Genomic DNA, 14,182 nt, shown 5'->3' with positions numbered 1-14,182 from the left:
GATGGCTGGGTAGTCCATCCGCGCCCCAGGACCGCGCCTGGTCACCAGCCGTGCAGCAGCAAGGACTCACCCCGCTCGATCGCCTGAAGCGCCTCGGCCACGTAGTCCACGACATCGCCGGGCAACGCAGCCGGACTCACCCACACCAGCTCGCTGCACTTGTCCGGCTCACCAACGACCGGCTCACCGCTCCACTGTTCCAGGACGAAGAACAGGTGCAGGTACTCCAGATCGTCCTCGTCCTCGGGCGCTGAGTGCACCACCAGCGCCAGGCGGCAGTCGGTCGGCGTCGCCTCGACGCCGACCTCCTCGCGCAGCTCGCGTAGCAACCCGGCCACGGCGTCCTCCCCGCCCTCCAGGTGCCCGGCGGGCAGGCTCAGCTGACCTGCGCGGAAGGTGGTGCCGGCGCGGCGCAGCATCAGAACCTGCTCTCCGACCCGCAGGATCCCGTAGACGGCGACGGGCAGGCGGAAGCGGTCGTGAGGCACCGCAGGACCGTATCGGGAAGCCCACACGCGCCCGCCGCGCCCGCTGCGTGGCTGGGGTGGCCTCCGAGGGGTCTTGCGGTGTCGAGGTCATGGCAGGGTGATGGGAGGGTGGCTGCCATGGCGAAGCGGGTGCCGCTCAGGGGTGAGGAGAAGACCAGCTTGCACATCAGCCTCGACCGCCACCGCGACGCCGTCCTGTGGAAGCTAGAGGGCCTCGACGAGGAGCAGCTGCGCCGGCCCATGACCCCCACGGGCACCAACCTGCTGGGCTGGTCAAACACCTCGCCGGGGTCGAGTACGAGTGGCTGCCTACGACCTACGGCCGAGTGACGGAGGTGCTGGAGACCGATCCCGTCGCCGACATGAACGCCGGCCCGCACGAGTCGAGCGCTGACATCGTCGCCTTCTACGGACGCGCCCGCGCCGCTTTCGATGCGGTGATCGCCGAGCACGGCATCGAGGACGTGGGCACGGCGTGGTTCGGTGATCAGGTCAGCCTGCGCCGAGTCCTCATCGGCTTGGTTGAGGAGACCGCGCGCCATGCCGGGCACATGGACATCCTGCGCGAGCTCATCGACGGAGCTGCGGGGAGCCACCGGCCGGACTGACCGCGTCCTGGCGTAGGCCATCTGCTGAGCACCGCGTGGTCATCCTGCGCTCAGTGCGCGATCATGGCCGGCCTCGGACGTCCTGAGCTGCTGAGTTCCGGATGTGTCCCCCCGGCCGGCAGCTGCTGCTACTCGGGCAAGCTGAGCATCATGGACGACTCGCCAGGTACCGCACGAACCCGCCGGGGCGATGAGGCGACTCACACCCCACCCGCAGTCGTCGTCGACTACGACCCCCACTGGCGTGAGGACTTCGACATGCTGCGCTCCTGCCTTCACCCGCTGGTCGCCGACGTCGCTCTGAGCATCGAGCATGTCGGCTCCACCGCCGTTCCCGGCCTGGCCGCCAAGCCAATCATCGACGTGGACGTCGTCGTCGCCGACGAGCACGCCTCGCGTGCCGCAGTACACGCCCTGGCCAGCGGAGGATGGACACCCGAAGGTGACCTCGGCATTCCCGGAAGGCAAGCCTTGCAGGCTCGACCCGATCTGCCCTACCACCACCTCTACGTCGTCATCGATGGCAGCCAGCCCCACCTGGACCACGTACTCCTGCGCGAGCACCTGCGCTGCCACCCTGCGGCCGCGGCCGAGTACGGAGCGTTGAAGAAGCGGATAGCTCCCCTGCTGCGCACCGACCGGCAGGCCTACCTCGAGGCCAAGTCTGAGCTGGTGCAGCGCCTACTCGCCGCCGAGCGGGCAAGACAGCAACCCCACCATTTATAGGACCCCGCCCATGGCACTCCGTCCAAAACGCGCGGTCATCCCGCAATCCGTGACACAGCCAGGTCCCGGTCCCTCGCGAGACTTGCGTCAGTCCTCCGGAAGCACGGTGCTGGCATCGACCTCCGCGTCGACCAATGCAGCTTGATCGAGCAGCGCCCCGCTCAACACCGTCCGTCCGCTGCTGTTGCCGGTGTTCACGGCACCAAACGATGCCCCGTGCAGGTCTGCGTCACGCAGGTCGGCTCCCGTCAGGTCACAGCCGGTGAAGCTGACACCTCGTAGCGAGGCTCCGCGCAGGTTCGCGTCCTTCAGGGTGCAGAGCTTCAGGTGCATGCCGTCCAGCGTGGCCTGGCGAAGGTCCGCCCCGTCGAAGGAGCACCGTTCGAGCCACAGCAGCCTGGGGATGCTTACGGAGGTCAGGTCTTGTCCGGCGAAGGAGACTTGGTGCAGATGCTGTCCGTAGGAGGCTCGGGAGAAGCTCTGCCGGTCTCCTCGGGTCATCTCGATGGTCACGGCACCAGCCTGGCGCATGGTCAACGTCCCGCCACTGACTTCACGGTCATCCCGCGATCTGGGCGGTCTCGACTGGCCTGTCGACATCGCGGTTCTGCCGAGAAGCACGAGGTGCCGGCGAGAGCCGCAGTCCCGTCTGCCAGCCTGATCGGCATGACCGGCATGATCTACGACGACGAAGCAGCCCAGGCAGCCTCGGACGAAGCCACCGCAGCGCCCACACCCCGCCCGGGAGACGGCGCGAGACCGCGTGCATGAGCACCGCCCACGACCTCGGCCCCGTACCGACCCGCCTCAGCGTCGAGGCCGACCTGGTCCACCAGCTCATCACCGACCAGTTCCCCCACTGGGCCGACCTGCCGGTGGACCCGGTCCCCGACGGCGGTTGGGACAACTTCACCTTCCACCTCGGCCCGGACATGTCAGTGCGCCTGCCCAGCGCCGCCGAGTACGCCCTCGCCGTGGACAAGGAGCACCGCTGGCTCCCCCAGCTCGCAGCGCAGCTCCCGCTGCCCATCTCCACCCCACTGGCCCAGGGCGCACCCGGCCGCGGTTACCCCTTCGCCTGGTCGGTGTACCGGTGGCTGCCCGAGGGCCCGGTGACGGCCGCCCGCATCGCTGACGGCAGCACCAACGGCGCCCGCGGTGTCGGCGGTGAGGTCGACGGTGAGGTCGACCCGGTCCGTTTCGCCCTCGACCTCGCCGACTTCCTCACCGCCCTGCAGCGCATCGACGCCACCGACGGGCCGGCACCAGGGATCCACAACTGGTTTCGCGGCGGCACGCTGCGCACCTACGACAAGACAACGCAGAACGCGTTGAGCACCCTCAAGGACCGCCCCGCCGCGGGCATCGACGCGGGCATCGACGTCGAGCTGGCCCGCGCCGTGTGGGCTACCGCCTTGGAGGCGCGGTGGAACCGGGTGCCGGTCTGGTTCCACGGCGACATCGCCGCCGGCAACCTGCTGCTGCGCGAGGGCCGGCTCGGCGCGGTCATCGACTTCGGCACCTGCGGGGTCGGTGACCCCGCCTGCGACCTCGCCGCGGCCTGGACCCTGCTGAACACCGCAGGCCGGGTGGCCTTCCGCCACCGGATGGGCGTTGATGAAGGTACGTGGGCTCGAGGACGCGGCTGGGCGCTGTGGAAGACCCTGGCCACCTACGTCGGAGTCCTTGACGACGATGCAGAAGCAGCCGCTACAGCTCGCCGCGTCCTCAAAGCGATCTTCAACGAGTACGGGACCACCAGCTGAGCCCCCATAGACGCGCACGAGCTGACGACCTCGCGGTCATCCCGCATTGTGGTCGCCACCCAGGCAGTGTCCGGTCGGCCCAGGCGCGACCTGGACACCCTGCCGACACCTGGCTCGATGACTGCTCACCTGGCGCCTCTCAGCGCTGACCGAGGCGGCGAGCGACCACTTGCGCATCCTCCGGTGGCAGCTCCGGCACGTCGCCCAGCAGCGGCAGCAGCTCCGGCTGCGTGGTGAACGCGGCGAACGCCGTGGCCACGCTCACCCCGTGCGCTGGCACGTCCAGAACCTCGATCCGCGTACCGGCGTTGAGCGTTCCCGGCGTCAGCACCCTCAGGTAGGCCCCGGGAACACGCGCCCGGGTGAAGCGCGGCAGCCACCGCCGCTCTCCCAACCACACCGCGAACGTCACACACGGGATCCGCGGGCAGGAGACCTGCAAGACCACCTCACCGATGGACCACCGCTCGCCGATGACCGCTTCGTTGACGGCCAGCCCCGAGGTGGTGAGGTTCTCCCCGAAGGTGCCGTTGGGCAGTGGACGACCCAGTTCGCTCTCCCACAGGTCCAAGTCCTCGCGAGCGTAGGCGTAGACGGCCTGGTGGTCGCCACCGTGGTTGGCGGTGTCGCTGATCTGATCACCTGCCAGGCCGCTGCCACCTTCACCCTTGGGTCCGGGTGCCCGTACCGCTACCGGGCCGGCCACCGGGCGCTTGTCGATGCCACTGGTCCCCGACTTCGCCGCGATGGGCCGGCGCTGGCCGACGTTGACGCTCAAGATGACGGCCACACGATCACCCTAGGAGCTGTCGCGTCCAGCGGACAGCGACTTTCCCCCGCGCCCGCGAGCACCCTGACGCAGTGCTTGCTCATGGCGCGGGTGGCGGCGCACGACTTCACCGTCATCCGCGCTCAGGGCGCTTCTGCGGGCATGTCCGGGCCTGACGCCACGTGAACGCTCAGCGGCCTGCTCGTGGAGCTGCCTCTCCCAGACGGCTCGTGTACCCGGCGCCGCCTCAGCGGGCCGGCAGACTCCAGTCGCGGCTCGAGACGGCTCGAGGATGACACCGGTCCCGCGTCGTGCGCCTTGCCGCCCCTCCGCAGCCCCTCTACAGCCCACCCGCAGCAGGCGGCGGACCCAGCGCGACGGGCCCGGCCCACACGGTGGGGGCGCCGTCCACACAACGCGGGAATGTTCAATCGGGACAGATGAGCAGGAAGTAGTCGTTGCGCTGGCACTCGTCGATGACCTCAAGACCGCGCACCACGGCCTCCCGCATGGCGCCTTCAGGCGCGACGTGAACGGCACCCTCGAACTCCTCCTGCAACCGCTGGACCTCAGGCGACGCCGGCGGGTAGACCCGGGTCGCCCCGTAGGGGTTCCAGCTGAGCACCTCCCCTAGATCCAGCCCCGCAGGCTGCTCCCGGAAGTACTCCACGAAAGCGGCCAGTCCCTCGTCCGTACCCGAGTTGTGCACCTCCTCATGGACCACCTGCCTGCGGATGCGACCGCGCTGTCGCGTCCGCTTGTTCTTGGGGGTGATCTTCTTCTCGAGGACTCGGGGAAGTTGAGCGACACCCACCATGAGAATCGCCATCGTCGCCAGCACTCCTGTCCTCGGTACGGGGCGCTCTGCACGCCCCTCCCTTCTTACCGCACCCTGCACTGATCACTGCTGTAACAGGCGCTGTACCGCAGCCGCCCGGAGCGGCTGCAGGTGCTGACGCCTCGTCCGGTCATGGCGCTCCGCGGCGCGTCCGGTCATGGCGCTCCGCGGCGCGTCCGGTCATCCCGCCGTGCGGGACACCCGACCACGGCACCCCTCCAGTCGTGATCATGGTCGAGGACGACGAGAGCCTCCACCGACGTCGCCCGTTCGGGCCCATCACCACCCCAGCCAGCGGCCCGCGGTGAGATCATGGGACCGCTCACGGCGCACCTGAGCCTGCGACAGGTGCTGCACCGACCGAGGTGGAGGTCACGCAGACCAGGGTGGACACCAACATGGCTGATCCTGCGGCAGACACGGCTGGTCCTGCGGCAGACACGGCTGGTCCTGCGGCAGACACTGCTGATCCTGCGGCAGCAGAACGCGCTCAGCGCACCACCGGCGTCTCACCCAGGACACACGTGCCACGCATCCCGCGGATGCTCTACGCCAAGGGCCTCGTGCTGTGGCTGGTGGCGACGGTGATCCTGGGCATCGGCACAGGCACGCTGACCCTGAGCCTGGACGAGGACCTCCGCCAGCGGGGAGTGACGACCTCCGCGGTGGTCACCGACGTCACGTGCGGCCCTCTGGACGGCCGGTCCGCGTCCTTCGACGTGCGCGCCGACGTCGGTGACCTGCTCTTCCTGGACTGCCCGCCACGTACGGAGCACTTGCGTGTCGGGCAGGTGGTGCAGGTCACCTACGACCCTCACGACGTCACCAACGTGCGCCTGGCCGGCTACACCGACCGGCCGCTGGGCCTGGTCTTCACCCTCGTAGGGTCCGCGGCGGCGCTGACGTTGACGGGCTGGATCGTCCTGGACCTGCGCCGGGGCTTCCGCTCTGCGGTCGAGGACGCGGCCTCGCACGCCCTCAAGCAGCAGGAAGCCCTTGAGCGGGCAGCTGCCAGGAAGCGCAAAGCCGAGCGTCGCGCCTCCACCCGTCGCGGTGACTGGTGGAGGCAGCTCAAGCCGGCGGCTCGCCGCGCCGGCAGGCGCACGGACTGGCCGACAAGCTATCGCGGCCGTCACCGCACCTGACACAGCCAGAATCAGCGAGACGGGTGCAGCCTTGTTGCCCACGGGGCTGCCTGCGGCGGGGGCGAGGTGGCGGTGGCGTCGGCCGGGTGACGCAACGACGGCAGCGGCCCCGCGGTCACGATCAACTTCCCGATCATCCCACGATCCGGGCGGCGTGCGGCGGCTGACGACTTCGTGGACATGCCGATGAGCGGGACGTGACCATTTCACATGAGGACTGTTACGTTAGCGCTGTGACATCCGATGAGATCCGTAACGGTGACCCCACCGAACTGAACAGGCTGCGCCCACTGCAGGACCTGCTCGCCGGGATGGACGACCAGATCGCCGCCGTCTACACCCAGCACGGCATCGACGGGGTACGACCACGGTTTAGCAAGGCCCTCATCCGCCTACACCACCGCGGACCCCTGAGCATCAAGGCACTCGCCCAGCAGGTCGGGGTGACGCACTCGGCCATGAGCCAGACCGTGACCGCCATGCGCCACGCCGGCCTCACCAACAGCACCGCCGGTGACGACGCCCGCACCCGCACGGTGACGCTGACCGACGCAGGCGCTGCCCTCGTACCGTTCCTGGAGGCGGAGTGGCGCGCCACCGAAGCCGCCTGGGCGGAACTGGACGCCGAAGTCCCCCGCGGGCTGCAGCAGGTCGTGGAGGACCTGGGCGCGGCCCTGCGCGAGCGGTCCTTCGCCGAACGCGTCACCGCCCACATCGACGCCCTCCTAGCGGCCAACGACCAAGACAACGGCCAGGGCAGCGAACAGCGGTGAGGTCGCTGGACCGTTTCGTCGACACCCGCCCCCTCCGGTCCTCGCCCGCCTTCCGGCGGTTGTGGATCGGCACCACCGCAGCAGCGTTCGGCGGCCAGGTCGCCGTCGTCGCCGTGCTCTACCAGGTGTGGAACCTCACCGGAAGCACAGTGTGGACGGGCGCGATCGGCATCGCCACCGCCGTCCCGACCATCGTGGGCGGCATCGTCGGTGGCACCCTGGCCGACACCCTTGACCGGCGCCGCCTGGTCTTGGTGACCACAACCGTCTCGGTGCTGGCTGCCCTCAGCTTGGCGCTGCAGGCGGTGGCTGGAGCCGCCACGGTGCTGCTGGTGCTAGTCCTGGTCGCCGCTCAGACCTCCGCGGCCGCTGTGGGCGCAGCAGCTCGGCGCACGTTCATCTCCCGACTGCTGCCCTCGGACCTGGTGCGGGCGGGAGTGGCGCTGAACCACATTGGTTTTCAGATCGCCATGCTCACCGGCCCCGCCGTTGCCGGCGTCGTCCTCGCCGCCGGTGGACTGCGCGCCGCCTACCTCACCGACGCCGTGGGCCTCACCGTGTCGCTGTACGGGGTGCTGCGCCTGCCTGCCATACGCCCACAATCCCTCGCAGACACAGGTACCGCTCGGGCGGCGAGAGGTGGGCTGCCCGCGGTACGCGCCACCTGGGAGGGGTGGAGGTACCTGCTGCGCCGTCCTGTCCTGCGCGGCTGCCTGGCCACCGACCTCGCCGCCACCGTGCTGGCCATGCCAATTGCGCTGTTCCCCGCCATCAACGCGCAACGCTTCGACGGCGAGGAAGCCACGCTAGGCCTGTTCCTCTCCGCCATCGCCGTCGGCGGCCTGCTCGCGGGGTTCACCTCCGGCACGTTGACCCGCGCCCGGCGTACCGGGCGTGTGATGCTGATCGCCGCCGCCACCTGGGGCACGTCCCTGACCACCTTCGCCCTGGTGGACTCCCTCCCCGCGACACTGGCCTGCTTGGCCGTCGCCGGCGCGGCGGACACGGTGGCGGTCATCTCCCGCGGCACCATCGTGCAGCTGTCGACCCCGGACGCGTTCCTTGGGCGGGTCAGCGCCGCAGAAGGCACCGTCGGGGTCGCCGGTCCTGGTCTAGGCAACGCACGAGCCGGCGCCGTCGCCGGCGTCACCTCGACCGCGGTGTCCTCACTGACCGGTGGCCTGGCGTGCGTCCTTGCCGTCGCGGTGATCGCGGCCACAACCCCCGCCTTGCGTCGTTGGACACCACCGGCGCCCCCGAGCACCCCGGCTACCTGAGGGCCCCATTGGCAGCTGCGCTGTCCCACGGCACCGAGGATCCGGAGTCAACTTCACGGTCATCCCGCGCTCAGTGCGCGATCGTGACCGGCCTCGGATGGCCTGACATGCCGACGAGCGAGGTCGGCGAGATGCATCACTCGACGAGGTCGAGCTCGTCTTGACCGAAGACGTTCAAGCCAGCATCGGGGAAGCCCACGAGGCAGCCGCCGACAGCCAGCTCCATGTCGATCACGCCCACCGCGTCCGTCGTCAGACCGTTCAGGCGACGCTCCTCGTCCACCGTTCTCAGCCGTACTCGGTCCCCCGCGCGCAGCTTGCGCGGAGCCTGTCCTCCTGGGCCTGAAGCCGCCATGTCTCGATGCTCTCTCACGCCGGTGCAGCCGGGCCGGACCTCACGGTCATCCCGCAATTCGGGCGGGTTCCGGTGACCGGTGATGCGACAGCTCCTCACGCAGGGAGCATGTCTCAGCCCAGGTAGAGCGCGCCGCGGTCGCTCACCAGCATCTCCACCGACGCCCGCGGTGAGCGCCCACTCATCACCGTGACGTTGAAGTCGGCGTCCTGGGAACGGTACGACCACGCCAGGCGAGTCACCCCTCGCTGGTACTGGACCCCGACCCGGGTGCTGCCCACCGTCAGCGTGAGGAAGTCACCACTGGCAGGGTCACGACCAATGGTCGCGGTCTCCTCCACTCCCACCGGTCCTCCTTCCTCCTCAGGCCAGGGCACCCCGTACCCCGCCCGCAGCCACAAGAACGTCAGACCCTCCCGGCGTGCTTCGGCGAACCTCGTCTCCTCCCGCCACGCCGAGCCCGCCGGCAAGTAGAAGACGTAGACCGCGGCACTCTCGCCACGAGTCAGGTCCGCCCGCGCGACGAGGTCGCGCCCACCTTGGCGTGCGAAGTGCCGACGGAACCCGGACCCGCTCAGGCTGGGCAAGGTGGGCGGGGCGAAGCCCAGCCACTCAGCTGCGGCTTCTTCCGGGATCGGCTCGAAGTGCCCCAGCCGGCCCCGCTCGCCCGGACCTCGGGTAGGACGCCCGCGCGGAGACAGCAACGACTCCACGGCGGCCGCGGTCGAGGCCGGCAGCGGGAGGCCGTTCAAAGGCCGGGATCGGAAGGAGTCCTCGCTGTGCACGCTCACCCCTCCACCGTGGCAGCCGTCCTCCGGCTGGGGAAGCGGCGCCTGGACCAGCACGGGGAATGTCCGGTCATCCCGCGTTGTGCGTTGTGCGTTGTCGCGTGCGGCTCGCGACGTCATGGTCTCGCTGAAAGCGAAAGATCACCGCAGGGGTCCTGAAACGACACATCACTAACCTGCAGCGGTGTCCGACCTACCAGCAGAGCCACCCGCCCCCACCCAGCAAGCCTGGACCGAACTGACCCACACCGACCACCAGCAGGCATGGGCCGCCTTCCACGCCCGCTACCACTTCCGCGCCTCACCCCACCCCGAGGACTGGCCGGCCATCCACGAGCCCACCCCCTCCCTGACCTTCGACCTCACCGCCATCAACGACGGCGCGCAGCGAGCAGCGGCCTACGACGCCATCAACGCCGAAGCCCTGCGCTGCTTCCTCTGGGCCCTGCACGACGTCGACGAGCTCCTCGTCCTGGACTGGCAGCACCCCACCCACATCCTGCGACCCCACCAACAGGCCCTCACCGACCCCACCCACTGGCAGGTGCCGGTCTACCCCGACGGTGACTACTGCGCCTTCTTCACCCCCGACCTCACCGAAGGCACCTTCGGGCACCCCTGGGAGAAGAGCCTGTGCGTCATCGGCCCGCGGTTGATCGACAGCCTCGGCCGCTCCCTCAGCACCTGGCTCCCGCTCCTGCGCCAAGACGGCCAGCTCATGCACGAGCGATCCCGCTGAGCGGGGAGCATCCGGTCATCCCGCGATACGGGCGGTCCCGACTGCCCTAGCGACATCGCGGTCCTGCCGATGAGCGAGGTCAAGCTGAGCGCGACGATCACCCGCATAATGCCGATGACCGAGCGACCAGCTGATGCCGGGTTGGCGGCCTACAGCAGGACGGCGGAGCGGACGTCGGGCCGCCGCAGCACCGCAGCGCACCACTGGAAGTGCCCGTCGGCGGTGCCGCTGTAAGCGTTCGCGCCGATGAGGGCGTACACCGCCTTGAACCGCAGGATGTCCGCGCGCTCGACGTCGAACGCCTCGACGAACAGATCGCTCAGCCGCCGATCCGTGCGCAAGGCGTGCGGGCCGTACATGTCGAAGAACCCCGCCGTCAGTGCGATCTCCAGCACCGGGTCGGCCAGCATGGTCAGGAATCCCCAGTCCAGGACCGCGGTCAGCCGGCAGTCGTCGTCGACCAGCACGTTCTCCGGGCAGATGTCTCCGTGCTGCAACGTGACCGCCACGTCACGGCGACTGACCAAGAAGGCGTCGCAGGACTCCACCAAGTCGTCCAGGCGATCAACGTGCGCCTGCAGCAGGCCCCCAAAGCGACGGGTGCGGTCCTCCAGCAGCCGTTGCAAGGCCGCCGCCCACGGCTGAGCCGTGGTCACCGTCGAGTCGCCCAGGATCGGCAGGTCAGGCATCTCGATCCGCTGCGGGTGCGGGATGGTGCGCAGCGCGCTCAGCAGCTCGATCAATGCCTGCTCGGCGCGGGGGTCCAGGTGCCCGCTGGCCGGGTCGTAGAAGTCGCCGATGCTGCGGCCACGCAGGCGCGGCTGACGCAGCAGGCAGCGGCCATCGGGCAGGGTGAGGCGGCCCAGCAGGGCAGGGACAGCGAACGGCAGCCAGCACCCGTTCAGCTGCTCAAGCAGTCGCTCCACGGGCTCCTCGGGTCCAGCACCAGCCGCGGCCGCCTCCCGAGGTAGCCGGGCGACGGTCTGCTCGTCGAGGGCGTACACGTCAGCCTCCATGCCCGCGGCTAGCCAGTGCGCGTCGGGGTAGCCCAGAGCCCCCAGCTGCGCAGGCACCGGGTCGGCCTCGTCGATCACAGAACCAGTCAGTCAGAGACAGGGCGAAAAAGTCCACCGCGTCGTCGATCCACGGTGACTTGCGGCCCGCGGCCGTGACGGCAAGGACTCGACGTCACGGTCAGCCCGCGCTGCGCGCGACCTCACGGTCATCCCGCGTTGTGCGCGCTGTCGCCGGCGTCCCGCGACGTCACGATCTCGGCGAAGAGCGCGCAACAAGTGCCTGCGCCGATCACGCTGCGACCACCGTTCGGAGCTTCCAGCACCGGCTCGCTGCTCCCTTCGGGGGTGCTCGGCGATCCGCTGGCGCGTCACCCCACGGCATGGTGGAACATCTGCACCGCCCGAGCCGGCGTCGACTCCGCCGGCGGTACGGGCTGTCATCACCGAGCGTCGTCGTCCTGAGGGGTTCTCCGTGCAGTTGGTCTACGAGGGGCGGATGGCCGTCTCCTACTTCCAGGCGTACCTGTCCGCCGGGGACGTCCCCGACGACTACGAAGCCGCTTTCGCCGGTCAGGTCAACGGCCTGGCCGGCGGGCAGCTGCTGGGCCACCTGACCTTGCTGGTCGGTGTCCACACCGGTGACGTCGGCCTCCGGGTCCTGCTGTGCGACGAACCACCGCCGGTCGGGCCGGAGTGGGAGGACCTCGTCGAGACGACGTTCACCCCCCAGTGGCCCGAGGCGGTCCTGGCCGGGTGCCTATCCGACGCCGTGTGCGACCTGTACCTGGACCAGCCCAGCTACCGCGCCCGCTTCAGCGCCCAGGGCATCGACGCCGGCCGCGACGCCGACGTCGTCATGGCAGACGAACCGCTGGTGGACCACTACGAACTGGTCCTGTGGCCCGCTCCCCCCGCCCCCGACGCGATCGTGCGCGTCGGCAGTGAAACCGCCCGCTATCGCCACCGGATGCAGGACCCCGCCTTCGCCCGCGCCGCGCGAACGTCCGCGACGTGGGGTGAGACCCTGCTGCCGAGCCAGAGGCTGCTGGACGTGTTCGACGCGCCCTGGCTGGTCGAGCTGGACCGCGACCTGGCTGAGGACCTGGCAGCGGCCGAACCCGGCGTGCAGCGGGCCGTGGCGTACTGGGCCGCGCAGTGGGCCTGCACCCGGACCGGCGTCGACCGCGTGGACTGGATCGCCGCGGTGCTGCATAGCCTGCGCGAGGACCGGTCGCTACCGGCGCTGTTCCACGACCCCGACGCCCTGTACGCCCGCCTGGACGACTCCCTCCCGGATCCGGACGGTGAGGCGTCCGCGGTCAACGGCTACCCCCGCAGCCGGACCGCGTACGCGGTGTCCAGCATCGTGGAGGCGGCCAGCACCGACCCCCTGGACGCGGTCGTCTCGACCCTGAAGCAGGTTCACGAGGCGATCGGGCAGGAGCACGCGGACGCCTTCCTGGCGCAGGTCCGTGAGGAACTGACACGTCTGCGGCGAGAACTGACCGAGCGGTTCGGCGTCGGGCACGTCGCGGACCACCGGCCACCGTTCACCGAACCGGACCCGCTCGAGAAGGTGCCCGAGGGGATGGACCCCGAGGAGTACTTCGACCTGTGCCGGGAATGGGGGGTGCAGGACGGTGAGCAGCTGCCCTCCGCACGGTTGCTGGCCGTCGGGGGCCGCGCGTCGTCCGTGGGCCGACGGCACCGCGAACTGGCCGAAGCCCTCGCGGTCATGCCGGCCGGCGAGCAGCGCGCGGTGGCGGTGTGGGCGGCCCGTCAGGCGTGCACGCTCGCCGGGCTGGCCGGCCGGGACTGGGTCGAGGATGCCTTGCACGCTGCCGCCGCCGGCGGGCCGCTGCCGCCGCTGTGGAATGACCCCGACCAGGTGCTGGCGAAGGTGTTCCCCGCCGACGAGGGGGACGAAGAGGACGAGGAGCAGGTCGAATACAGCGGCTCCTACATCAGCTGGGACGACGAGGAGGTCCACGAGCCCTACGCCCCTGAGGTGGTCGCCCTGGACGCGCTGCAGCAGTCCGCGCTGCCCGACCCCGCCGAGGCGGTGATGGGAGCCGTCGACGCCTTGTCCCTGGGGCACGAGAAGCCGAGGACCGTCCTGGAGGACGTACACCGTCGGTTGTCGGCAGGAGACCATACTCAGCAGTGACCACAGCGGGACGTCACGGTCATAGCGCGCCGCACGTGACGTCACGGTCATCCCACGGTGAGCGGGCGCACGGTCATCCCGCGTTGTGCGCGCTGTCCTGAGCTGCCGGCGACAGCGCGGTCCTGCCGATGACCGAATGCACGCTGAGCGCGGCGATCAAGACCGCCGCACCACACCTCAGCCCGGCACGCCCCGGCGCGCGACGCGGTCGTAGACCACCGTGAACGGCGCGATAGCCACCACGCCGAGGAAGGGGGCGAGTCCGATCGGAAACAACACGAAATCGAAGAGAAGGACAGCGGCGGTGTACGCGTCCATCCGGTCGATGGACTCACTGAGCAGGGTGTCGCCTGCGTGCATCAACGACCCGATGAGGGTGCCCAAGAACGCAGCAACGCCCCAGGTCCACTGCCCCTGGTCGCGAGGTGTGCCTCGCCGAGCGCTGCGACGACCGTCCCAGGCTCCGCACACCGCGGTGAGGCAGCCCACAGCGGTCCAGAGGATGAGGAAGAGCCCGAGGTCGGCGCCGCCGACGTCTCGACGCGCAGTGACATAGTTGCTGATCAGCATGACCACCAGGCAGCCCACCCCGACCCCAAGAGCTCGCACAAGGACCGGCCCGCGCGGTAGCCGCCTGATGCGATCCATGTCTGGGGTATGACCTTCCGTTGCGTGACGATCACGAGGCGGCATCAGCCGGTGCTGACCGCATCGACGCATCACCGTG

At 69.8% G+C, this 14,182-nt stretch carries 15 protein-coding genes and 1 pseudogene; 8 read left to right on the top strand and 8 right to left on the bottom strand.

Annotated features, from left to right (window positions below; translation table 11 throughout):
- Positions 1 to 41: 41 nt before the first annotated feature.
- Positions 42 to 488 carry an NUDIX hydrolase gene (locus tag KRAD_RS22200; protein WP_041292376.1) on the bottom strand — a complete coding sequence of 149 codons (447 nt, stop codon included), beginning with the start codon at positions 486 to 488 and terminating at the stop codon, positions 42 to 44.
- Positions 489 to 605: 117 nt separating this feature from the next.
- Between KRAD_RS22200 and KRAD_RS22195 the strand changes: the two are divergent.
- Positions 606 to 1,096, top strand: a pseudogene (locus KRAD_RS22195) (DinB family protein).
- Between the two features lie 150 nt (positions 1,097 to 1,246).
- Complete coding sequence (locus KRAD_RS22190) at positions 1,247 to 1,822, top strand: GrpB family protein (RefSeq protein WP_157873711.1); 576 nt, start codon at positions 1,247 to 1,249, stop codon at positions 1,820 to 1,822.
- Between the two features lie 87 nt (positions 1,823 to 1,909).
- Here KRAD_RS22190 and KRAD_RS22185 read toward each other — a convergent pair whose 3' ends face one another.
- A complete protein-coding gene (locus tag KRAD_RS22185) occupies positions 1,910 to 2,335 on the bottom strand; it encodes a pentapeptide repeat-containing protein (protein WP_203417652.1) in 426 nt (141 codons plus the stop codon).
- A 254-nt stretch (positions 2,336 to 2,589) separates the two neighbouring features.
- On the opposite strand from KRAD_RS22185, the gene KRAD_RS22180 reads away from it, so the two are divergent.
- Positions 2,590 to 3,588 carry an aminoglycoside phosphotransferase family protein gene (locus KRAD_RS22180; protein WP_012087951.1) on the top strand — a complete coding sequence of 333 codons (999 nt, stop codon included), beginning with the start codon at positions 2,590 to 2,592 and terminating at the stop codon, positions 3,586 to 3,588.
- Between the two features lie 139 nt (positions 3,589 to 3,727).
- On the opposite strand, the gene KRAD_RS22175 is transcribed toward KRAD_RS22180, so the two are convergent.
- The gene (locus KRAD_RS22175; protein ID WP_012087950.1) at positions 3,728 to 4,378 is read right to left on the bottom strand and encodes an MOSC domain-containing protein; all 651 of its coding nucleotides are present in this window, start codon (positions 4,376 to 4,378) and stop codon (positions 3,728 to 3,730) included.
- 406 nt (positions 4,379 to 4,784) lie between these two features.
- A complete protein-coding gene (locus KRAD_RS22170; protein ID WP_041292375.1) occupies positions 4,785 to 5,198 on the bottom strand; it encodes a hypothetical protein in 414 nt (137 codons plus the stop codon).
- A gap of 383 nt (positions 5,199 to 5,581) precedes the next feature.
- Here KRAD_RS22170 and KRAD_RS22165 point away from each other — a divergent pair, with 383 nt between their 5' ends.
- The 3 genes from KRAD_RS22165 (at position 5,582) to KRAD_RS22155 (ending at position 8,390) form a co-directional block, all read left to right on the top strand.
- Positions 5,582 to 6,340: a hypothetical protein gene (locus tag KRAD_RS22165; RefSeq protein WP_157873710.1), complete on the top strand. Its 759-nt coding sequence runs from the start codon at positions 5,582 to 5,584 to the stop codon at positions 6,338 to 6,340.
- Positions 6,341 to 6,537: 197 nt separating this feature from the next.
- A complete protein-coding gene (locus KRAD_RS22160; RefSeq protein WP_012087947.1) occupies positions 6,538 to 7,113 on the top strand; it encodes a MarR family winged helix-turn-helix transcriptional regulator in 576 nt (191 codons plus the stop codon).
- Complete coding sequence (locus KRAD_RS22155) at positions 7,110 to 8,390, top strand: MFS transporter (protein ID WP_012087946.1); 1,281 nt, start codon at positions 7,110 to 7,112, stop codon at positions 8,388 to 8,390. Before KRAD_RS22160 ends, KRAD_RS22155 begins: the two co-directional genes overlap by 4 nt.
- Before the next feature lie 136 nt (positions 8,391 to 8,526).
- Here KRAD_RS22155 and KRAD_RS26245 read toward each other — a convergent pair whose 3' ends face one another.
- Positions 8,527 to 8,673 carry a hypothetical protein gene (locus tag KRAD_RS26245; RefSeq protein WP_157873709.1) on the bottom strand — a complete coding sequence of 49 codons (147 nt, stop codon included), beginning with the start codon at positions 8,671 to 8,673 and terminating at the stop codon, positions 8,527 to 8,529.
- A gap of 185 nt (positions 8,674 to 8,858) precedes the next feature.
- The gene (locus KRAD_RS22150) at positions 8,859 to 9,536 is read right to left on the bottom strand and encodes a hypothetical protein (RefSeq protein ID WP_238985790.1); all 678 of its coding nucleotides are present in this window, start codon (positions 9,534 to 9,536) and stop codon (positions 8,859 to 8,861) included.
- A gap of 181 nt (positions 9,537 to 9,717) precedes the next feature.
- Here KRAD_RS22150 and KRAD_RS22145 point away from each other — a divergent pair, with 181 nt between their 5' ends.
- Positions 9,718 to 10,272 (top strand): DUF2716 domain-containing protein, encoded by a 555-nt coding sequence (locus KRAD_RS22145; protein WP_012087943.1) that lies wholly within the window; start codon positions 9,718 to 9,720, stop codon positions 10,270 to 10,272.
- Between the two features lie 149 nt (positions 10,273 to 10,421).
- Here the strand turns inward: KRAD_RS22145 and KRAD_RS24750 are convergent, their stop codons facing one another.
- Entirely contained in the window at positions 10,422 to 11,366 is a 945-nt protein-coding gene (locus tag KRAD_RS24750; protein WP_012087942.1) for a phosphotransferase family protein, read from the bottom strand.
- A gap of 394 nt (positions 11,367 to 11,760) precedes the next feature.
- Between KRAD_RS24750 and KRAD_RS24745 the strand changes: the two genes are divergently transcribed.
- Positions 11,761 to 13,455 (top strand): hypothetical protein, encoded by a 1,695-nt coding sequence (locus KRAD_RS24745; protein ID WP_012087940.1) that lies wholly within the window; start codon positions 11,761 to 11,763, stop codon positions 13,453 to 13,455.
- A gap of 177 nt (positions 13,456 to 13,632) precedes the next feature.
- Here the strand turns inward: KRAD_RS24745 and KRAD_RS22130 are convergent, their stop codons facing one another.
- Entirely contained in the window at positions 13,633 to 14,025 is a 393-nt protein-coding gene (locus KRAD_RS22130) for a hypothetical protein (RefSeq protein ID WP_157873708.1), read from the bottom strand.
- Positions 14,026 to 14,182: the final 157 nt, after the last annotated feature.

Origin of the sequence: Kineococcus radiotolerans SRS30216 = ATCC BAA-149 (assembly GCF_000017305.1) — a bacterium.
Taxonomy (GTDB): domain Bacteria; phylum Actinomycetota; class Actinomycetes; order Actinomycetales; family Kineococcaceae; genus Kineococcus; species Kineococcus radiotolerans.
This window is presented reverse-complemented; position numbering and strand designations above follow the sequence as displayed.

Bases quoted from the DNA above. Each gene is read 5' to 3' on its own strand.
- KRAD_RS22190 (WP_157873711.1), top strand. From the start codon at position 1,247: ATGGACGACTCGCCAGGTACCGCACGAACCCGCCGGGGCGATGAGGCG.
- KRAD_RS22130 (WP_157873708.1), bottom strand. From the start codon at position 14,025: ATGCTGATCAGCAACTATGTCACTGCGCGTCGAGACGTCGGCGGCGCC.
- KRAD_RS22180 (WP_012087951.1), top strand. From the start codon at position 2,590: ATGAGCACCGCCCACGACCTCGGCCCCGTACCGACCCGCCTCAGCGTC.